Source organism: Coralloluteibacterium stylophorae (assembly GCF_018122625.2).
Classification (GTDB): Bacteria; Pseudomonadota; Gammaproteobacteria; order Xanthomonadales; family Xanthomonadaceae; genus Coralloluteibacterium; species Coralloluteibacterium stylophorae.
In genome coordinates, this window is record NZ_JAGQFT020000002.1 from 318,369 (window position 1) to 339,013 (window position 20,645).

18 protein-coding genes are annotated in these 20,645 nt (G+C 70.7%); 14 read left to right on the plus strand and 4 right to left on the minus strand.

Features of this window, described 5'->3' with window-relative positions; translation table 11 throughout:
* Nucleotides 1–33: 33 nt before the first annotated feature.
* The 10 genes from KB893_RS03885 (at nucleotide 34) to KB893_RS03935 (ending at nucleotide 11,077) form a co-directional block, all read left to right on the plus strand.
* Complete coding sequence (locus KB893_RS03885; protein WP_213173449.1) at nucleotides 34–2,079, plus strand: NAD-dependent epimerase/dehydratase family protein; 2,046 nt, start codon at nucleotides 34–36, stop codon at nucleotides 2,077–2,079.
* A complete protein-coding gene (locus KB893_RS03890) occupies nucleotides 2,061–3,149 on the plus strand; it encodes a glycosyltransferase family 4 protein (RefSeq protein ID WP_211926643.1) in 1,089 nt (362 codons plus the stop codon). Before KB893_RS03885 ends, KB893_RS03890 begins: the two co-directional genes overlap by 19 nt.
* Nucleotides 3,149–4,267 carry a CgeB family protein gene (locus tag KB893_RS03895; RefSeq protein ID WP_211926642.1) on the plus strand — a complete coding sequence of 373 codons (1,119 nt, stop codon included), beginning with the start codon at nucleotides 3,149–3,151 and terminating at the stop codon, nucleotides 4,265–4,267. Before KB893_RS03890 ends, KB893_RS03895 begins: the two co-directional genes overlap by 1 nt.
* Entirely contained in the window at nucleotides 4,264–5,367 is a 1,104-nt protein-coding gene (locus KB893_RS03900) for a CgeB family protein (RefSeq protein WP_211926641.1), read from the plus strand. The genes KB893_RS03895 and KB893_RS03900 overlap by 4 nt, the downstream gene beginning before the upstream one ends.
* A 7-nt stretch (nucleotides 5,368–5,374) precedes the next feature.
* The gene (locus KB893_RS03905) at nucleotides 5,375–6,460 is read left to right on the plus strand and encodes a CgeB family protein (RefSeq protein WP_211926640.1); all 1,086 of its coding nucleotides are present in this window, start codon (nucleotides 5,375–5,377) and stop codon (nucleotides 6,458–6,460) included.
* Nucleotides 6,461–6,473: 13 nt separating this feature from the next.
* Nucleotides 6,474–7,277: a TIGR04290 family methyltransferase gene (locus tag KB893_RS03910; protein WP_211926639.1), complete on the plus strand. Its 804-nt coding sequence runs from the start codon at nucleotides 6,474–6,476 to the stop codon at nucleotides 7,275–7,277.
* Nucleotides 7,278–7,608: 331 nt separating this feature from the next.
* A complete protein-coding gene (locus KB893_RS18525; RefSeq protein ID WP_211926638.1) occupies nucleotides 7,609–8,784 on the plus strand; it encodes a chemotaxis protein CheB in 1,176 nt (391 codons plus the stop codon).
* The gene (locus KB893_RS18530; RefSeq protein WP_338026843.1) at nucleotides 8,733–10,244 is read left to right on the plus strand and encodes a PAS domain-containing protein; all 1,512 of its coding nucleotides are present in this window, start codon (nucleotides 8,733–8,735) and stop codon (nucleotides 10,242–10,244) included. Before KB893_RS18525 ends, KB893_RS18530 begins: the two co-directional genes overlap by 52 nt.
* A 48-nt stretch (nucleotides 10,245–10,292) precedes the next feature.
* A complete protein-coding gene (locus KB893_RS03930) occupies nucleotides 10,293–10,706 on the plus strand; it encodes a hypothetical protein (RefSeq protein ID WP_211926637.1) in 414 nt (137 codons plus the stop codon).
* Nucleotides 10,706–11,077, plus strand: a complete 372-nt coding sequence (locus KB893_RS03935) for a response regulator (protein WP_211926636.1) — start codon at nucleotides 10,706–10,708, stop codon at nucleotides 11,075–11,077. Before KB893_RS03930 ends, KB893_RS03935 begins: the two co-directional genes overlap by 1 nt.
* 12 nt (nucleotides 11,078–11,089) lie before the next feature.
* On the opposite strand, the gene KB893_RS03940 is transcribed toward KB893_RS03935, so the two are convergent.
* Entirely contained in the window at nucleotides 11,090–12,127 is a 1,038-nt protein-coding gene (locus tag KB893_RS03940; RefSeq protein ID WP_211926635.1) for an oxidoreductase, read from the minus strand.
* A gap of 88 nt (nucleotides 12,128–12,215) precedes the next feature.
* Between KB893_RS03940 and KB893_RS03945 the strand changes: the two genes are divergently transcribed.
* From KB893_RS03945 to KB893_RS03955, 3 genes are all read left to right on the plus strand, one after another.
* Nucleotides 12,216–13,097 carry a formate/nitrite transporter family protein gene (locus KB893_RS03945; protein ID WP_211926634.1) on the plus strand — a complete coding sequence of 294 codons (882 nt, stop codon included), beginning with the start codon at nucleotides 12,216–12,218 and terminating at the stop codon, nucleotides 13,095–13,097.
* 136 nt (nucleotides 13,098–13,233) lie between these two features.
* Nucleotides 13,234–14,565 (plus strand): esterase/lipase family protein, encoded by a 1,332-nt coding sequence (locus tag KB893_RS03950; RefSeq protein ID WP_211926633.1) that lies wholly within the window; start codon nucleotides 13,234–13,236, stop codon nucleotides 14,563–14,565.
* On the plus strand, nucleotides 14,562–15,467 hold the full coding sequence (locus tag KB893_RS03955; RefSeq protein WP_211926632.1) for an MlaA family lipoprotein: 906 nt from the start codon (nucleotides 14,562–14,564) through the stop codon (nucleotides 15,465–15,467). Before KB893_RS03950 ends, KB893_RS03955 begins: the two co-directional genes overlap by 4 nt.
* A 14-nt stretch (nucleotides 15,468–15,481) precedes the next feature.
* Here KB893_RS03955 and KB893_RS03960 read toward each other — a convergent pair whose 3' ends face one another.
* From KB893_RS03960 to KB893_RS03970, 3 genes are read right to left on the minus strand one after another with little or no spacing between them, the layout of a single operon-like run.
* Nucleotides 15,482–16,207, minus strand: a complete 726-nt coding sequence (locus tag KB893_RS03960; RefSeq protein ID WP_213173450.1) for an SIR2 family NAD-dependent protein deacylase — start codon at nucleotides 16,205–16,207, stop codon at nucleotides 15,482–15,484.
* Between the two features lie 7 nt (nucleotides 16,208–16,214).
* Nucleotides 16,215–16,859 (minus strand): hypothetical protein, encoded by a 645-nt coding sequence (locus tag KB893_RS03965; RefSeq protein ID WP_213173451.1) that lies wholly within the window; start codon nucleotides 16,857–16,859, stop codon nucleotides 16,215–16,217.
* A 55-nt stretch (nucleotides 16,860–16,914) separates the two neighbouring features.
* Nucleotides 16,915–17,205 carry a hypothetical protein gene (locus KB893_RS03970; protein WP_211928087.1) on the minus strand — a complete coding sequence of 97 codons (291 nt, stop codon included), beginning with the start codon at nucleotides 17,203–17,205 and terminating at the stop codon, nucleotides 16,915–16,917.
* 366 nt (nucleotides 17,206–17,571) lie between these two features.
* On the opposite strand from KB893_RS03970, the gene KB893_RS03975 reads away from it, so the two are divergent.
* The gene (locus KB893_RS03975; RefSeq protein ID WP_213173452.1) at nucleotides 17,572–20,565 is read left to right on the plus strand and encodes a TonB-dependent receptor; all 2,994 of its coding nucleotides are present in this window, start codon (nucleotides 17,572–17,574) and stop codon (nucleotides 20,563–20,565) included.
* The last annotated feature ends 80 nt before the right edge of the window (nucleotides 20,566–20,645 follow it).

The following is a 20,645-nucleotide window of genomic DNA, read 5'->3' on the forward strand; positions in this document are numbered from 1 at the left end:
ACAGCGGCCCCTCGCGGGCATGAGGAGACGACGATGACCAACAGGCCGAGTTCGGAGACCGGCGCCCGCCCTGGCGTCGGGATGCTGGAATGGTTCCAGACCGGCGATCGCGCCACCGCCGAGGCGCTCGTCGCCGACCTGCGGCGCCTGGGCGTGGAGCGGCTGCGCTTCGGCGTGTCGTGGGCGGACTTCTTCGGCGACGGCGGCCCGGACTGGTACGACTGGCTGATCCCGGAGCTGGCGCGGCACTTCGACCTGCTGCCCTGCTTCTCCTACACGCCGCCGTCGCTGGGCGAGACGCCGAGCACCGCCTCGCCGCCACGCGACCTGCGCGCCTACGCCGACTTCATCGACCAGTGCATCACCCGCTACGGCGCGCACTTCGAGTACGTCGAGCTGTGGAACGAGCCCAACAACGTGCTCGAGTGGAACTACGCGCTCGACAGCAGCTGGACCAAGTTCTGCGAGATGATCGGCGCCGCTGCCAACTGGGCGCGGCAGCGCGGCAAGAAGACGGTGCTCGGCGGCGTCAGCCCGATCGACCCGAACTGGGTCAGGGTGATGTTCCGCAACGGGCTGATGCCCTACATCGACGTCGTCGGCGTGCACGCCTTCCCCGGCAGCTACGACGTCTGCGGCGACTCCTGCCACGACCAGATCCAGCGCGTGATCGACGTGCTGCGCGAGGAGGGGCACCCGGGCGAGGTGTGGCTGACCGAGACCGGCTACTCGACCTGGCGCCACGACGAATTCGCCCAGGTCGACCTCGCCGCCGGGATCCAGGACCTGCCGGTCGGCCGCATCTACTGGCTGACGCTGCGCGACCTCGCCGGCGACCGTCCGTCCATGGCGGGCCTGCACAACGATCCGCGCGACTACCACTTCGGCATCCAGGACCAGCACGGCCGCCCCAAGCTGCTGTACCGGCTGTGGTCGGACGGCGGACTGGACGCGGTGCGCGCCGCGGCGCGCTGGCCGACGCGGGCGCCGTCGCGCGAGCCTTTCACCCTGGTCACCGGCGGTGCCGGCTTCGTCGGCTCCAACCTGGTGTCGCGCCTGGCGCGCGAGGGCCGCCGGGTGCGCATCGTCGACAACCTCGCCCGTCCCGGCGTCGAGAAGAACCTGGAATGGCTGCGCAGCCAGCACGGCGAGGCGATCGAGTTCGTGCCCTGCGACCTGCGCGACCGGCACGTGCTCAACCACGCGGTCGAGGGTGCCACCCAGATCTTCCACCTCGCCGGCCAGGTGGCGGTGACCACCAGCCTCGAGGACCCGATCAGCGACTTCGAGATCAATCTCGCCGGCTCGGTCAACGTGCTGGAGGCCGCGCGCCGGCAGAAGCAGGTGCCGGGCGTGGTGTTCGCCTCCACCAACAAGGTCTACGGCGGCCTGGAGGACGTGGCGCTCGAGGTGGCCGATCGCCGCTACCAGCCGGTCGACCCGGCCTACCTGCACCACGGCGTCGGCGAGCACCGGCCGCTCGACTTCCACAGCCCCTACGGCTGCTCCAAGGGCGGTGCCGACCAGTACATCATCGACTACGCACGCTGCATGGGCGTGCCGTCGGTGGTGTTCCGCATGAGCTGCATCTACGGGCCGCGCCAGTTCGGCACCGAGGACCAGGGCTGGGTCGCGCACTTCCTGATCCGCGCCATGCGCGGCGAGCCGATCACCCTCTACGGCGACGGCATGCAGGTGCGCGACATCCTGCACGTCGACGACCTCCTGGACGCCTACCTCCTGGCGGAGAAGAACCTCGCGCGTTTCTCGGGCCGGGTCTTCAACATGGGCGGGGGCCCGGCGAACACGATCAGCCTGCTGCAGCTGCTCGACTGGATTGCCGAACTGGAAGGACGCAAGCCCGAGGTGGATTTCGGCGGCTGGCGCCCGGGCGACCAGCGCTACTACGTCTCCGACACCCGCCGCTTCACCGAGGCCAGCGGCTGGCGTGCGCGCATCGCCGCGCGCGACGGCGTGGCCGACCTGCATCGCTGGCTGCGCGACTCCTACGTGGTGCCGGTGGCGGCCCGGCCTGCGGCGCCCGCACCCGTCGAACTGGCATGCGCATCCAACGCCTGATGCTGAGCGCCGACGCCGTCGGCGGCGTCTGGACCTACGCGCTGGAGCTGGCCACGGGGCTGGCGGAGCAGGGCATCGAGGTGCTCGTCGCCGTGCTCGGCCCGCCGCCGGCGCCCGAGCAGTGCGCGGCGGCGGAGCGGGTTGCCGGGCTCACGCTGCGCCACGGCGATTTCCCGCTGGAGTGGATGCAGGACGCCGTGCCCGAGCAGGCCGCCGCCGGCGAATGGCTGCTCGCGCTCGCGCGCGAGTGGAAGCCCGATGTGGTCCACCTCAACCACTACGGCCACGGGCACCTCGAATGGCCGGCGCCGGCGCTGGTGGTCGCCCATTCCTGCGTCGGCTCCTGGTTCGAATGCGTGCGCGGCGAGCCGGCGGGGCCGGAGTGGGAGGGCTATCGGCGCCTGCTCGCGCGCGGCCTGCAGGGCGCGCCGATGGTCATCGCGCCGACGCAGGCCATGCTCGACGCGACGCAGCGCCTGTACGGCCCGTTCCGCGCGAGCCGGGTGATCCACAACGGCCGGCGCGCCGCGGACTTCCCCGCCGGCGACAAGGCGCCGCACATCCTCAGCGCCGGCAGGCTGTGGGACGAGGCCAAGAACGTCGGCACGCTCGCGCGCATCGCCGGAGAGCTGCCGTGGCCGGTGCGGGTGGCCGGCGACACCGCGCATCCGGAAGGCGGCGACGCCGCGTTCGAGGGCGTGCACCTGCTCGGCCGCCTCGACCCCGCCGCGATGGCGCGCGCCTATGCGCAGGCGTCGATCTACGCGCTGCCCGCGCGCTACGAACCCTTCGGGCTGTCGGCGCTGGAGGCGGCGCTCGCCGGCTGCGCACTGGTGCTGGGCGACATCGCCTCGCTGCGCGAGCTGTGGAACGGCGCCGCGGTGTTCGTACCGCCCGACGATGGCGCCGCGCTCGCACAGGCCCTGCGCGGCCTGATCGAGGACGCGCCGCGCCGCGACGAGCTCGCGCGCCGCGCCCACGAACGTGCGCTCGGCTACGACAGCGCGCGCATGGTCGCGCGCTACCTGCAGACCTATTCCGAACTCGTCCGCCCGCCGGAGGCCGCCTGATGCACGTCGTGATGTTCTACCACTCGCTGCTGTCCGACTGGAACCACGGCAACGCGCACTTCCTGCGCGGCGTGGCCAGCGAGCTGCAGCGGCGCGGGCATCGCGTCACCGTGTACGAGCCGGCCGGTGCCTGGAGCCTCGAGAACCTGCTGGCCGAACAGGGCATGGCGCCGGTGGAGGCCTTCCATCGCGCCTATCCGGGGCTCACCAGTCACGTGTACCGGTCGGATGCGCTGGATCTCGACGCCGCGCTGGCCGACGCCGATCTCGTCCTCGTCCACGAGTGGAACGAGCACGACCTGGTCCGCCGCATCGGCCTGCACCGTCGCGACAACGCCGGGAGCTATCGCCTGCTGTTCCACGACACCCACCACCGCGCAGTGAGCGAGCGCGAGGCGATGGCGCGCTACGACCTCGCCCACTACGACGGCGTGCTCGCCTTCGGCGAGGTGATCCGCGCGCTCTACCTCGAGCAGGGCTGGGCGCAGAACTCCTGGACCTGGCACGAGGCGGCCGACGCGCACGTCTTCCATCCCTTCGACGACGTGGCGCCGGTGGACGACCTGGTCTGGGTCGGCAACTGGGGCGACGACGAGCGTACCCAGGAGCTGCACGAATTCCTGCTCGACCCGGTGCGCGAGCTCGGCCTCAGCGGCAGCATCCACGGCGTGCGCTATCCCGATACGGCCAAGGCCGCAGTGGCCGATGCCGGCCTGCGCTACCGCGGCTGGATCGCCAACTTCGACGCGCCGGCCGCCTTCGCCCGGCACCGGGTCACCGTGCACGTGCCGCGCCGGCCGTATGTGCGCATGCTGCCGGGCATCCCGACCATCCGCCCGTTCGAGGCGCTGGCCTGCGGCATCCCGCTGGTCTCGGCGCCGTGGCGCGACGCCGAAGGCCTGTTCGCGCCGGGCGAGGACTTCCTGGTGGCCGAGGATGGGCGAGCGATGCGCCGGCACCTGCGCGCGCTCATCGCCGACGCCGCCATGGCCGCCGAGCTCGCCGCGCGCGGCCGGCGCACGGTCCTCGCGCGGCATACCTGCGCGCACCGCGTCGACGAACTCCTCGCCATCCACGCCGGCCTGGTGCCGGCGCCGCTCGAAAGGGAAACCGCATGAACTTCGCCTTCTTCGGCTCCAGTCTCGTCTCGGCCTACTGGAACGGCGCGGCGACGTACTACCGCGGCCTGATCCGCAACCTCGCCGCGCGCGGGCACACGATCACCTTCTACGAGCCCGACGCCTTCGAGCGCCAGGCGCACCGCGACATGCCCGATCCCGACTGGGCGCGCGACGTGGTCTACGGCACCGCCACGCAGGAGCCGATGCGCGCGGCGCTGCGCGATGCGGCCGGCGCCGACGTCATCGTCAAGACCAGCGGCGTGGGCATCTTCGACGCCGAGCTCGAGGCCGCCGTGCTCGAGCTCAAGCGTCCGCACAACACCGTGATCTTCTGGGACGTCGATGCGCCGGCGACGCTCGACAGCGTGCACGCCGATCCGCACAACCCGTTCCGCGCGCTGATCCCGCGCTACGACATGGTCTGCACCTACGGCGGCGGCAGGCCCGTTGTCGACGCCTACCTCGCGCTCGGCGCGCAGCACTGCGAGCCGGTCTACAACGCGCTCGACACCGCCACCCACCATCCGGTGCCGAAGGATCCGCGCTTCGCCTGCGACCTCGGCTTCCTCGGCAACCGCCTGCCGGACCGCGAGGCGCGCGTGGAGCAGTTCTTCCTCGCCGCCGCCGCGGCCCGCCCCGGCCAGCGCTTCCTGCTCGGCGGCAGCGGCTGGGGCGACAAGCCCATGCCGGCCAACGTGGACTACCTCGGCCACGTCTACACGCGCGACCACAACGCCTTCAACTGCACGCCGCGCGCGGTGCTCAACATCAGCCGCGAGTCGATGGCCCGCTACGGCTTCTCGCCGGCCACGCGCGTATTCGAGGCGGCCGGCGCCGGGGCCTGCCTGATCACCGACCACTGGGAGGGTCTGGAGCTGTTCCTGGAGCCCGACCGCGAGGTGCTGGTCGCGCGCGACGGCGACGAGGTCGCCGCGCACCTCGATGCGCTGACGCCGGAACGGGCCGAAGCGATCGGGCAGGCGGCGCTGCGGACGGTCTGCGCCCACCACACCTACGCGCATCGTGCCGAGCAGCTCGAGGCGCTGCTGGAGGGCCGCGCCGAGCGCGCGGTGCCGGGCCTGGCGGCGACGGCCTGAGGTGGGCATGGACATCGTCATCCTCGGCCTTTCCATCACCTCGTCCTGGGGCAACGGCCATGCGACCACCTTCCGCGGCCTGGTCCGCGAGCTGGACGCGCTCGGCCACCATGTCACCTTCCTCGAGCGCGACGTGCCCTGGTACGCCCCCCATCGCGACCTGCCGCAGCCGCCGTACTGCCGCACCGAGCTGTACGCCGACCTCGCCGATCTCCGCGCACGCTTCGGCAGGACCGTGGCAGGCGCCGACGCGGTGATCGTCGGCTCCTACGTGCCCAAAGGCGTCGCCGTGGGCGAGTGGGTGCAGGAGACCGCGCAGGGCGTCACCGGCTTCTACGACATCGACACCCCGGTGACGCTGGCAAAGCTCTCCGCGGGCGACTTCGAATACCTGCACCCGCGCCTGATCCCCGGCTACGACGTGTACCTGTCCTTCACCGGCGGGCCGACGCTCGGACGCCTGGAGCGGGAATTCGGCTCGCCCTGCGCGCGCGCGCTGCACTGCGCCTTCGATCCCGGCCTCTACCATCCCGAGCCGATGCAGGCGGCCTGGGACCTCGGCTACCTCGGGACCTACAGCGACGACCGCCAGCCGCGCGTCGACGGCCTGCTGATGGCACCGGCGCAACGCTGGCCCGAGGGCCGGTTCGTGGTGGCCGGGCCGATGTATCCGGGAACCATCGCCTGGCCCGGCAATGTCGAGCGCATCGACCACGTCCCGCCAGACGCGCACCGACGCTTCTACAACCAGCAGCGCTTCACCCTCAACGTGACCCGCGACGACATGATCCGCGCCGGCTGGTCGCCGAGCGTGCGCCTGTTCGAAGCGGCGGCCTGCGGCACGCCGATCATCTCGGACGTGTGGGAGGGAATCGAGGCGCTGTTCGTGCCGGGCGAGGAGATCCTGCTCGCCGAGAGCGCGGAACAGGTGCTCGGCTACCTGCGCGACATCGGCGACGCCGACCGGCGCGCGATCGGCGCGCGCGCCCGCGAACGGGTGATGGCCGAACACACCGCCGGCCATCGCGCCGAACAGCTCGTGGCGGTGCTCCACGAGATCGCCGCCGACACGCGCCCCGCGCGCACCGCCTGATCCGAGGAGAGCGATGACCACCCTGAAAACCCTGCAGTCGCACGGCACCGCCGAAGGCCCGCTCGCCGCCGAGATCCGCGCGCTCGGCCCCTGGTTCCACAACATCCACCTGCCCGACGGCAGCCAGACCGCACCCGACCATCCACTCGGCGACTTCCCGCGCTTCAAGTGGGAACGCCTCGCCCCCCACCTGCCGCAGAACCTGGGTGGCATGCGCGTGCTCGACATCGGCTGCAACGCCGGTTTCTACAGCTTCCAGCTCGCCCGCCGGGGCGCGCAGGTGGTGGCGATGGACCACGACCCGCACTACCTGCGCCAGGCCGGCTGGGTCGCCCGGCAGCTCGGGCTGGAAGGGCGCGTCGAGCTCCGCCAGGGGGACGTCTACTCCCTCGCTCCGCTGCGTGGGCAGTTCGACCTGGTGCTCTTCCTCGGCGTGTTCTACCACCTGCGCCATCCGCTGCTGGGGCTGGACCTCGCCGCCGCCGCGAGCCGCGACTACCTGCTGTTCCAGAGCCTGGCCACGACCGGGCCGGCGGGCGCGGGAGAGACGCGCGATCCCGGCTATCTCGGCCGCGACGAGCTGCGTCGCGACGACTGGCCCAAGCTCGCCTTCGTCGAGCACGAGCTGGCCGGCGACCCGACCAACTGGTGGGTGCCGAACCCGCCGGCGATGCAGGCGATGGTGCGCTCGGCTGGTTTCGCGGTGCGCGGCATGCCCGACGACGACGTCTACCTCTGCCGCCGCACCGCCGCGGCCGACCAGGCCGAAGCACGCCTGCACGCGACCCTGACCACGCTGGCGCGCGGCACGCTTTGAGCACGCCCGCGCGCTGCGCGGGCTCCGCTGGCGATCCGCGGCGTCCCGATGCATCGCTCGCTGCGGCCGCCTCGACGTCTGCGTAGGGGGCAGCGGCCGCGACCGGCGACGCGCATCCGCTCTCACGCCCGTATCATTCCGCGGCGGGTAGAACCCCCAGCGGGGCGTGGCACATGGGCGACGCGGCGCGAATGGAATGGTGGCCCGCTGCCGGATGCCGGATGCGCTCCCGGCAACCCGGGCGCGCGATCGTCGCGGGTAGCGGCGCAACTCGATGTTTCGCAACGGGACGACCGTGGATACGCAACGCACACCGCTTGCCATCGTAGGCGTGGGGGCTTCGGCCGGAGGCGTCGAGGCGCTCCAGGAGCTGGTCAAGCGGCTGCCGACCGACGCCGGACTCGCCGTGATCGTGCTGCTGCACATGGACCCGGAGCGCAAGAGCCTGCTCCCGGAGATCCTCCGACGCTGCACGTCGCTGCCGATGACCGCCATCGAGGACGGGATCCGCATCGAACCCGACCACATCTACGTGGCCCGGCCGAGGACGGTGGTGACGGTCGTCGATGGCGTGCTGCGGGTGCGCCTGCCGGCGGGTGACGGGCAGCGCGAGCCGCTCGTCATCGACACCTTCATGAACTCGCTCGCCCACGACCAGGGGCAGCGCTGCGCCGGCGTCGTGCTCTCGGGAACCGGGCACGACGGTTCGCTTGGGCTGAAGGCGGTTCGCAGCGCGGGCGGCCTCACCGTGGTCCAGGGCAGCGACGGCAGCTCGCCGAGCCATGAGGGCATGCCGGCCAGTGCGATCGCCACCGGCGCAGTCGACCTGATCCTGCCGATCGAGGAGATGCCCGAGCGGCTGCACGCCTACTTCGCGCGGCGTCGCGACGCGGACTGGGTCACCGCGCCGACCAAACCGCAGGTGGAAACCCGCCACCGCCTGGAGATCTGCGCGATGCTCAACGCGCAGACCGGCCACGACTTCAGCCACTACAAGCGCCCGACCTTCATGCGTCGCGTCGGACGGCGCATGCAGGTGCTGGGCCTCACCCAGCTCGACGACTACGTGCAGGCGCGGCGTGAGGACGGGGACGAGGTCAACCTGCTCCTGCGCGACCTGCTGATCGGCGTCACGTCCTTCTTTCGCGATCCCGAGACGTTCGAAGCGCTCGAGCGCGAGGTCGTCCCGCGCCTGTTCGAGGGCAGGGGCGAGCGCGACACGGTGCGCCTGTGGGTGCCGGGCTGCGCGACCGGCGAGGAGGCCTACTCGCTCGCCATGCTGCTGAGCGAGCATGCCAGCGGCTTGGCCCAGGCGCCGCGCGTCCAGATCTTCGGCACCGACATCGACGACGCCGCGATCGGCGTGGCCCGCGCCGGGCGCTATCCGCACTGCTGCTGGAGCGGATCGGCGCCGAGCGACGCGAGCGGCACTTCGCCTGCATCGAGGGCGTCTTCGTGGTGCGCAAGCACATCCGCGACCTCTGCACCTTCTCGTCGCACAGCCTGATCCGCGATCCGCCGTTCTCCCGCATCGACATGGTGTCGTGCCGGAACCTGCTGATCTACATGGACACCGAGCTGCAGGCGCAGGTGTTCCCGGTATTCCACTATGCGCTCGGGCACAACGGCGTGCTGCTGCTCGGCGGGTCCGAGACGATCACCCGGCATGCCGAGCTGTTCGAGCCGATCGACAAGAAGCACCGCATCTTCCGTCGCATCGACCGGCCGAGCCCGCCGCTGCAGCTGGCCTCGTCGATGGTCTCCTCCACCCACGTGCCGAGGACACCCGCGGTCGCTCCGCGGCCGCGGGTCGGGCCGAGCGGCATGATCGCGCGTGCGGCCGGCGCGCGGGTGCTGGACCTGTACGCGCCGCCCTTCGTCGTGGTCAATGCCGACGGCGAGATCCTGCACTACTCGGCGCGCACCGGGCGCTATCTGGAGGCGGCGGCGGGTGCGCCCAGCAACAACGTGCTCTCGCTGGCGCGCCGGGGCCTCGCCGTGGAGCTGCGCGCGGCGCTCAGGCGCGCCGTCGACAACGGCCTCGGCAGTACCCGCGAAGGCCTGGTCGTGGAGAGCGAGCAGGGCACGAGCATCATCGACCTGCTGGTCGATCCGCTGCGCGGCGGCGTCGAGACCGGCTATCTCGTGGTCTTCCGCGAGCATGAGCTGGCGTACGGACCGCGCAAGGCGATCACCGCCGACGACCATGGACAGGTCGTGAAGCAGCTCGAATACGAGGCGCGCGACCTGCGCGAACAGTTGCAGGCCGCGACCGAGGAATACGAGACCGCCGTCGAGGAGCTGAAGTCGGCCAACGAGGAGCTGCACTCGATCAACGAGGAGATGCAGTCGGCCAACGAGGAGCTGGAGACCTCGAAGGAGGAGATGCAGTCCATGAACGAGGAGCTGCACACCGTCAACCACGAGCTCAGCGTGAAGGTGGACGAGGTCGACCGCGCCAACAACGACCTGCGCAACCTGTTCGAGAGCACCCAGGTGGCGACGATCTTCCTCGACCGCAACCTCATCATCCGTGCGTTCACTCCGGCGGTGGTCAACATCTACAACCTGATCCCCAGCGACCAGGGTCGGCCGCTCACCGACATCGTCAGCCAGATCGACTACGAGCTGCAGAGGGAGGACCTCGAGCATGTGCTCGGTCGCCAGCTGCCGGTCGAGCGGCGGGTGGCGCGCCGCTCCGGCGATGCGCATTACCTGATGCGGGTGTTGCCGTACCGCGCCTCGGACAATTCGGTCGACGGCGCGCTCGTCACCTTCGTCGAGGTCACCAGCATGATCGCGGCCGAGCGCCAGCAGACGCTGCTGGTCGACGAGCTCAACCACCGCGTCAAGAACATGCTCACGGTGATCATGGCGCTGGCGCAGCAGACCCTGCGGCGGGCGGGCTCGCTGGAGGAATTCGGCAGGAGCTTCACCGGACGCCTGCAGGGGCTGTCGACCGCCTAATCGCTGCTCTCCAGCGAGAAATGGTCGCAGGTCGGACTCGCCGAACTGGTGCGGCAGGAGATCGAGCCGCATCTCGCCGACGGCACCCTGGACAGCAGCGGCCCCGAGGTGCTGCTGGCGCCGGCCGCCGCGCTCGCCTTCGGGATGATCCTGCACGAACTCGCGACCAACGCGATCAAGTACGGGGCACTGTCGCGGTCCGGGGGGCGGATCACGGTGGCGTGGGAGGTCGTGGTGGCGGACGCGGCGCCGCGCCTGCACCTGACGTGGAGCGAGCATGGCGGCCCGGCCCCGGTTCCTCCGCAGCACAACGGCTTCGGCAACGACATGATCGAGCGGACGCTCCGGTACCAGCTGGCGGGCAGCGTCCGCTACGGGCATCCGTCAGAAGGTCTGCGCGTGGAGATCGAGGTCCCGTTCGAGGACTGCATCTCCGTGCGCGCCGCCGGCGTACCGGCGTGATGAGCGACCGGCCGCGGCGCATCCTGCTCGTCGAGGACGAGCCGCTGGTCGCCATGCTGGAGCAGGAAATGCTGACGGAAGCCGGCTACGAGGTCGTCGGCCCCTTCAGCCGCCTCGCCCGGGCCCGCGAGGCCGCGCGCAGCGAGGCCATCGACGCCGCCACGCTCGACGTGAACCTGTTCGGCGAGTTCGTCTATCCGGTCGCCGAGATCCTCGCCGTCCGCGGGATTCCGTTCGCCTTCCTCAGTGGCTACGGTGCGGACGCCGGCGGCGCCTTCCCCGACGCGCCGGTGCTGAGCAAGCCCTTCGGCAGCGAGCTGTTGCTGCAGACCATCCAGGGGATGCTGCGGCAGCGCATGGCATCGGGCTGAGCGCGGCGCCGGTCAGGCTTCGCGCAGCGCGACCCGACACCCGGCGGCCGCGCTGCCCGCCGCCGCTTCCAGCACGTGCATCACTGCGAGCGCTTCCGCGGCGGACACCGGCGGCGGGGCGCCGTGCAGGAGCGCATCGCGCACGCCGGCATAGAACGCGGCGTAGTCGCCCGGCAGCAGCGGCAGCTCGCGGATCGAGCCGTCGCCCGCGACCAGGGAGCCCGGTCGCGGATCGACGCCGAACCCCGCGGTCGCCGGCGTCTGCCCGCGCCGCAGCGCGTCCTCCTGCGGATCGAGACCATGGCGCAGGAAGCTCGCCGCGCTGCCGTGCGCGGCGAAGCGGGGCGCCGGCGCGGCGACCAGCGAGCCGGCGTGCAGGACGACACGGGCGCGCGGGTAGTGCAGGACGACGTGGAAGTAGTCGTCCACCTCGGCGTCGGGGCGCTGGCGCAGCAGGTCGGCCTCGACCGCATCCGGCATCCCGAGGAGCTGCAGCGCCTGGTCGACCAGGTGCGGGCCGAGGTCGAACCACAGCCCGGTGCCCGCGCCCGGCCGTTCGCGCCAGCGCTGCGCCACCTGCGGGCGGAAGCGGTCGAAATGCGAGTGCAGCTCGGCGATCGCGCCCAGCGCGCCGGCGGCCACGAGCCGGCGCAGGGTGAGGAAGTCGCCGTCCCAGCGCCGGTTGTGGAACACGGTCAGGGTGCGGCCCGCGGCTTCCGCCGCGGCGACCACCGCCTGCGCCTCGGCCAGCGTCGGCGCGAACGGCTTGTCGACCACGACGTGCTTGCCCGCCTCGAGCGCGCGCAGCGACAGCGGCGCATGCAGATGGTTCGGCGCCGCGATCACCACCAGCCCGACCTCCGGATCGGCCAGGGCCTCATCCGTGGCAGCCACCACGCGCGCGCGCGGGTCGGCGGCGTGCACCTTGGCGGCGTCGCTGGAGACCACCGTGTGCAGGTGCAGGCCCGGCACGTGCCGGATCAGCGGTGCATGGAACACGCTGCCGGCGAGGCCGTAGCCGACGAGCGCGACGTTGACGGTAGCGGTCATGGAGTCTCCTGTGGACGATGCGCCGCGCTTCGACGATGCCGACACGGGCGCACCGCGAGGATGGCGGTCGGCAGGGCGAGGTGGCGCGATGAACGAGGGCGACAGGCACGGCGGCAACGGTGGGCGCCGCGCGCGCCAGGACATCGGCGCGGGCAATGATGCCCTCAAGCGCGTGGATCCCGGGGAGCGCGACCAGGTCGAGCACGGCCTGCCCAAGCGCGCGGCCGTCCTGCACGAGACCCTGCGCCTGCAGGGCGAGGAGGAACTGGCGCGACCCATCGCCGCGCTGGCATGGTCGGCGGTGGCCGCCGGCCTGACCATGGGCTTCTCGATGCTGATGCGCGCCCTGCTGCAGGCGCGGCTTCCCGAGGCCGAGTGGACCTATCTGGTCGACAGCCTCGGCTACTGCTTCGGCTTCGTCGTGGTGATCCTCGCGCGCCAGCAGCTGTTCACCGAGAACACGCTCACCGTGGTGCTGCCGCTGATGTCCTGCCCGACCTGGGCCGGCCTCGGCGGGCTGCTGCGCCTGTGGGGCGTGGTGCTGGCCGGCAACCTCGTGGGGGCGACGCTGTTCGCGGCCGCCGCCCATTACATGCACATCTTCGACGCACCGACCGGCGCGGCCATGATCCGCATCGGCGAGGAGGTGATGGCCAACAGCGCCTGGGAGATGTTCAGCAAGGGCGTGATGGCCGGCTGGCTGATCGCGACCATGGTCTGGCTGATCCCGGCGGCGGAGCAGGCCAAGGTCTGGATCATCATCGGGGTGACCTACCTGATCGGCATCGGCGGATTCACCCACATCATCGTCGGCGCCGTGGAGATCCTGTACCTGGTGTTCGAGGGCCGGCTCGGGCTGCGCGAGTCGGTCATGCATTTCGGCATGCCGACCCTGCTCGGCAACATCGTCGGCGGCAGCTTCGTCTTCGCGCTGGTGAGCCACGCGCAGGTCCGCAACGATCGCGCCTGAGACGGGCGGCTTCTTCATCCGCGCTGCGCATCGGACCTGCTGCACTGCACGGTACGCGGGCTTGCCGCGACTGCACGGGACGACAGATGGACCAGGCTGTGGCGGGCGCCCGCGGGGCGCGGGCATGAGGGGCGGGTTGCGGGCGCTGCTCCAGGGCGTGGCGGCCTTCCTGATCTCCACCGGTGGCGCGGCCACCGCACAGCCATCCACGGCGGCCGCGGACATGGCCGCCGACGGGCCGGCCACCGGGCTCGCGGATTCCGCCGCGCTGCGCGCGACCGTGTTCGGCACCGGTACCGAGGATCGCGCCGATCTGCCGGAAACCGTGCCGGTGCGCGAGATCGAGGTCGACATCCGCGGCAATCGTCCGGTGCCGGAGGTGTTCTGGTTCAACCGCAGGCTTACCGTCTGGTTCTCGGACCAGGGCCGCCCCGCGCCGCTGGCGGTGGTCGTCGCCGGCACCGGCGGCGACGGCAACACCGAGAAGATCGGCGTGCTGCGCGCGGCCCTGTACGGCGCCGGCTACCACGTGCTGACGGTGCCGTCGCCGACCTTCCCGCAGTTCATCACCGCCGCCTCGAGTACCGGCGTGGCCGGCGACCTGTGGCAGGACGGGCACGACCTGCACCGCGCGCTGGTGCAGATCCGGGCCGCGTTGCCGGGCGATCCGGCGATCACCGACATGCACCTGGTCGGCTACAGCCTCGGCGGCGCCAACGCCGCCGTGGTCAAGGCGGTCGATGCACGCGAAGGCGGCCTCGGCGTGCACCGGGTGGTGATGGTCAACCCGCCGGTGAGCCTGTTCAGTTCGATCGGCCGCCTCGACCGGCTGTTCGCGCAGACCATCGGCTCCGGCGACGCCGGCGTGGAGCGCCTGTACCGCCAGCTCTACGCGGAGCTCGCCAACCGCTACGTCGCCTGGAACGCGGTGCAGGTCGACGAGCAGTTCCTGCTGCGTGCGGCCGCGGGCGTGCTGCAGACCGACGCGGAGTTCTCGGCGGCGATCGCGCTGACCTTCCGGCTCGCCCTCGCCAACATTTTCTTCGCCGGCGACCTCTACGCCGGCACCGGCGTGGTGGTGGATCCGGACGATCCGCCGGAGGTCGGCGATCCGATGGAGGCCACGTTCCGCGCGTTGCGCAGCAAGACCTTCGCCGACTACTTCGACCAGGTGTTCGCTCCCTACTACATGGCGCGGCGGCCCGGCATCACCCGCGAGGAACTGGTGCGCCAGAACACGCTGCGGGTGATCGGCCCGACCCTCGCCGACGACGGCGACTACTACGTCCAGACCAACAGCGACGACCTGATCCTCGATGCCGGCGAGCTGGCCTGGCTGCGCAGCACCCTGGGCCCCCGCATCCGCGTCTACGACCACGGCGGCCATCTCGGCAACATCGGCGAGCGCGCGCAGATCCAGGAAATGCTCGCCATGCTCGCCGGGCGCTACGGGGAGGCCGGCCGATGAGGACGCCGATGCTGCTGCTCGCCGGCGTGTTCGCGCTCGCCGGCTGCAACACCCATCTCGAGCGCCACGTGCGCACGCCCGCGGCGGCGCCGGTGCCCGCGGGCATGCTCGGCGCAGCGTCGAGTGGCGACGTCGCGGCCGGAAGCGAGGCGCCGACCATGCCGGGTGCGATGGGCGAGGCCACGCTGGCCGAAGCGTCCGTGCCGGCGACACCGAACGCCGAGCCCATCACCGAGGACGAGGTGCCGCCGCTGGAGGCCTGGGACCCTTGGGAGCGCTTCAACCGCGGCGTGTACCGCTTCAATGCGCGCTTCGACGAGGCGATCTTCCTGCCGGTCGCAGAGGGCTATCGCGAATTCGTGCCCGGCCCGGTGCGCAGCGGCATCCACAACTTCTTCGCCAACCTGCGCGAGGTCGGCACGGTGCTCAACTACGCGCTGCAGGGGCGCCTCGGGCAGAGCGGGCGCAGCCTCGGACGGCTGCTGCTCAACACCACGATCGGCGTCGGCGGCCTGTTCGACGTGGCCGGGCACCTCGGCCTGCCGGCGGCGCCGACCGGCTTCGGCGACACGCTCGCGCACTGGGGCGTGGACGCCGGCCCCTATCTCGTGCTGCCGTTCTACGGGCCCTCGACGCTGCGCGACGGGATCGGCTCGTTCGGCGACCTAGGCGCCGTCCGCGCCGTCGACGCCTGGGGCCTGTACACCAGCGACGGGGCCTGGGCGGTCGGTGCGACGGACGCCGTCGACACCCGCGCCAACATTCCCTTCCGCTACTACGCCACGGGGGCGGCCTTCGACTACGAGCTGACGCGCTTCCTCTACACGCGCAAGCGGCTGCTGGAAACCGAGGGTACGGCCGCGGGCTCCGCCGCGCGCGCCGACGAGGCGGCGGCGCGCTGAAGCCGGGTGCGCCGTCAGCCGCCGGCGTCGAGCCGCTCGAGGAGCCGCGCGATGCCGGCGCCTGCGGTGCAGCGCCAGGATTCGCTGGCGACCTCGGCGATGGCGCCGGGCTGCGGATTGATCTCGATCACCGGGAGGCCCGCGCGGCGCGCCAGCGAGGGCAGCGCCGCGGCCGGATGGACCAGGCCGGAGGTACCGACGACCACCAGCAGCTCCGCCGTCGCGACGACATCGAGGGCGGCGTCCCATGCGGCTGTCGGCAGCGCCTCGCCGAACCACACCACGCCGGGCCGGATCGTGCCCGGGCAATGCGAGCAGGCCGGCGGCGGCAGGCGGGCGGCTTCGTCGGCATCGGCCAGGGCCGCAGCGAGAGGTTCGGGAACCGCGCGCCGGCCGCAGTCGCTGCAGCGCGAGGAGAACAGGCTGCCGTGCAGGTGCACGACGTCGATGGACCCGGCACGCTCGTGCAGGTCGTCGACGTTCTGCGTCACGACACGGACCTCGTGCGTGGCGGCGAGCGCGGCCAATCCGGTGTGACCGCGATGCGGCAGCGCGCGCCGGACCTGCGCCGCGCGCCAGCGGTACCAGCCCCAGACCAGGGCCGGGTCGCGGCGGAAGGCGGCTTCGGTCGCCAGTTCGGCCGGATCGTGGCGCGCCCACAGCCCGGTGAGCGCGTCGCGGAACGTCGGCACGCCGCTCTCGGCGGACATGCCGGCGCCGGTCAGCACGCCGATGCGCATCCTGCCGTCAGCGCGCGCTGCGGGTGAGGATGCGGTGCCCGGCGACCTCCAGCTCGAGCTCGCGCGGCAGGTGCGCGGGTTCGGCCATGGCTTCGCCCTCGCCGCGATCGAGGTACTCCAGGCGCAGCGTGTAGGTGGCATCGTCGGTCAGCTCGGCCTCGATTCCGTTCGGCACGACGCGGTCGCCGACCAGGAAGGACGAGGTCTGCCGCAGGCCCGCGCCGGCGTCGTGGAAGAGCATCAGGTAGCGGAAGTCGCCCGAGCCGCCGCGGATCACCGAGACGTCGGCGAAGACATCGGCGCCGTCCGGCGTCGGCACCGCGCCAAGCACCGCGATCAGTTCGACCGTGCCGTGCTCGCTGTCGGTGCGGTAGTCGGCACGGCCCCCGTCCAGGCGTACGCGCACGTCCGGCGCACCGTCGCCCGGCACGTCCACGGTCGCGTTGCGCAGCCGTTCGCGTAGCTGCCCGACGTCCGGCGGCTCCCGCGGCGCTTCATCGCGCGCGGCGTCGTAGCGCACCGGCGGCGGTGGCGCGGCGATCGGGGCGGCCGCATCCTGCGGCTCAGGCGAACAGCCGGCGGCGAGCGCGCAGGCCAGGCAGACGCCTGCGATGCGACGGGCGATGGCGCTGGACGGCGATGCGGCAGTCATGCCCTGCAGCCTGCGCTCCCTTCCGTCGGCGCAACGTCGAGTCGTCCCGGCGGCGTCAGGAATCGAGGCACAGGCGCCCGGGCGGACGCCTTCGCCGTCGCGGCGCCTCGCCCTGCAGTTCGATGCGCCGTTGTTCCTCGAGCGCGTACATCACGTCGGCGCGGAAGTCGCGGTAGCGCACCTGGCTGTTGTAGGTGCCGACCACCACCGCACGCGGTCCGCTGGTGAGCGGACTGCGGACGATGCGCCGCGCCGGGCTCAACGAGAGGGTGCGATCCACGCCCTTCCCCAGTTCCCGGAGATCCGCCCAGGCCTCGGCGATCTCCTGCTCGATATCGGTTGCCATGCTCTGCCCCCTGTAGGCGTTCACATGAGGCGCCCCCGGCCGGGGCGCAGCCCGACCTTATGCCTGCGCCGGGTGACGGTGTCGTGCGCGACGGCGGTCTTCGGCCCGCCGGCCGCAGCACTCGGTCGGAGCTGCGACGGCAGGACGGCATGCCTGGCGCGAGTTTCGCCGCCTGTCGGAAAAGATTGTTCTATCAGCGGAATAATTTGGGGCCAGTTGTGCCGGAAGCCCGCAACTGCGCGGTTTCTTCCGCCTCCATTCAGCATCGGGACAGCTGTTGTTAAAGTTTCCTTCATGTGAAACATTCGTTTGGAAGCAGGGGAGTCACGGGCTGTTCATATTTCTTTGAACTCGGAGATCCAGGGAATGACCAAGGGCAATACTGCGGGCAAGATGGGGCGCGACCTCAGGCGGTCGGCATTGACGGTGGCGCTGGGGCTGTGTCTCGCATCGACCGCCCAGGCGCAGTCGACGGCGGGTGTGGTCTTCGGCCAGACCCAGCCTGGTGACACGGTGGTCGTGGAGAATCCCAACACGGGGTTCCGGCGCGAGATCACCGCCGATGCCAGCGGTGCCTATCGCGTCCCGGCCCTGCCTGCCGGCGCGTACACCGTCACGGCGACCCGCAGCGACGGCACCACCGATACCCGGACGGTCGCAGTCAATGCTGGCACGGGTACCGCCGTGAACTTCGGTGCCCAGGCCGCCGCCGGCGCCACCACCCTCGAAGCCATCCAGGTCACCGGTGGCCGCATCAACACGATCGATCCGCTGTCGTTCTCCAACAGCACCGTGTTGACCTCCGAGCAGCTCGAGAAGATCCCGGTGCCGCGCGACATCACCAGCGCGGCGCTGCTGGCGCCAGGTGCGAACCGCGGCGACGCTGCCTTCGGCAACCTCGCCTCCTTCGGCGGCGCCTCGGTGGCGGAGAACCAGTACTACGTCAACGGCTTCAACGTCACCAACAGCTTCCGCGGGCTCGATTTCGGCTCCATTCCCTTCGAGGCCATCGCCGAACAGCAGATCCTCACGGGCGGCTACGGTGCCGAGTTCGGGCGCTCGCTGGGCGGCGTGGTCAACATCACGACCAAGAGCGGTACCAACGACTTCCATGCCGGCGGCGTCGTCTACTACGCGCCGGAATCGCTGCGCGACAACCCGCCGAACTCCTACCAGAACGACGGCACGATCCGCTCGGACAACTCCAACGACAACCTCTGGAACGGCTATGCCTCGGCGTGGGCCAGCGGTCCCCTTGTCAGGGACAGGCTGTTCGGCTTCGCCCTGGTGCAGTACGAGAGGGAGAAGGAGACCGCCTACGGCAACTACGTCTCGTCCACCAATTCCGACTTCGACGACGAGACGCCGTCCTGGCTGGTCAAGCTCGACTGGAACATCAACGACTACAACCGGCTGGAGTTCACCGCCTTCTCGGACGAGACCGAGGGCGAGGAGGACGTCTACCGCTCGGAAGGCGATGCGCAGGCGGATCGCGGCGATTATCTCGGCACGGTCCATACCGAAACCGGCGGCGAGAACTACGTCGGCAAGTACACCGGCTACCTGACCGACACCTTCACGCTCTCCGCGCTCTACGGCACCAGCACCTTCAAGCGCAATCTCTATGGCATCACCGCCAATGGCACCCGCCAGTCGTACAACGGCGAGATCGGCTACGCCGAAGGCTGCCCGATCATCGTCGACCAGCGCCTGGACGTGAGCGGCGGCCTGATCACCGGCTGCAACTTCATCGGCACCCTCGATCGCGCCGACGGCGAGGACACCCGCGACCAGTACCGCATCGACGCCGAGTGGGCGCTGGGCGATCACCTGGTGCGGTTCGGCTACGACGTCGACGAGTACGAATCGATCGCCGGCGCCAGCTACGAGGGTGGTGCGCGTTACGCATACCAGAACTACACGCTGGCCGACGGCAGCCGGGGCAATCGCGTCGAGCAGCGAATCTTCCAGAACGGTTCGACGGTCGAGGTCAACCAGCACGCCTACTACGTCGAGGACACCTGGTCGATCACGGACAACTTCAACGCCTACGTCGGCCTGCGCTGGGACAACTTCGAGAACAAGAACGGCGCCGGCGAGGTGTACGTCGAGCAGAAGGACCAGTTCACCCCGCGCCTGGGCTTCAGCTGGGACGTCAACGGCGACAACACCTTCAAGGTGTACGGCAACGCCGGCCGCTACGCGCTGCCGCTGACCTCGTCGGTGGCCATCCGTGGCGCCAGCGCATCGCTCTACAGCCGGCAGTACTTCGCTTACACCGGCATCGATCCGATCACCGGCGAGCCCACCGGGCTTACTCCGCTCAGCGACATCCAGTACCTGAACAACGAGTACGGCGAGGGCAAGAACCCGGATACCGTGGCCTCGACCAACCTCGATCCGCAGTACCAGGACGAGTACATCCTCGGCTTCGAGAAGGCGCTCAACGACAATCTGACCTTCGGGATCCGCGGCACCTACCGCGAGCTCAAGGCGGCGATCGACGACACCTGCGACTACCGTCCCTTCGTCACCTATGCCGAGGAGAACGGCCTCGAGTTCAACCCGGTCAACCCGAACTTCCCCTACTGCCGCATGTTCAACCCGGGCGAGGATCTGGTCACCATCGCCGACGTCGACGGCGACGGTACGCTCGAGACGATCACGATCGACGGCGCCCTCCTCGCACCCAAGGCCAAGCGCAACTACCAGGCCGTCGAGTTCAACCTGCGCGGGCAGTGGGACGACCTGTTCCTGCAGGGCTCCTACGTCTGGGCCAAGAGCTACGGCAACACCGAGGGCGGGGTGAAGTCGGACATCGGCCAGGCCGACACCAACGTCACCCAGGACTTCGACTACCCGGAGCTGGCGATAGGTTCCAACGGCTACCTGCCCAACGACCGCCGCCACACCATCAAGCTCTTCGGTAGCTACGACTTGACCGAGGAGTGGACCGTTGGCGGCAACCTGCTGGTGCAGTCCGGGCGTCCGGTGAACTGCTTCGGGTTCCTCGGCGACGAGAACACCAGCCTGTACGGCAACTCCTACTTCTCGTGCGATCCGGGTGTGCCGGACGAGAACGCGGACAATGGCTCGACCGTCGTCTCGCGCGGCACCGCGGGCCGCACGCCGTGGATCTACACCTTCGACGCAAACCTGGCGTACACCCCGACGTTCGCCGACGGGCGCCTGCGCTTCCAGGTCGACGTATTCAACCTCTTCGGGGGCGAGCGCGCTCTGGCCGTGGACGAGGACGGCGAAGACTCGAGCGGCAACCCGGTCTTGGGCACCACCTACCGCAATCCTCTGGTGTTCCAGTCCCCTCGGCAGGTCCGCTTCATGGTCAGGTACCAGTGGTAAACAAGATCAGGGGGCTCTCTCTCCATTGAGTCTCTTCGCGGCCGCCTCAGGGCGGCCGCCTTTTTCGTGCGTGTTGATCT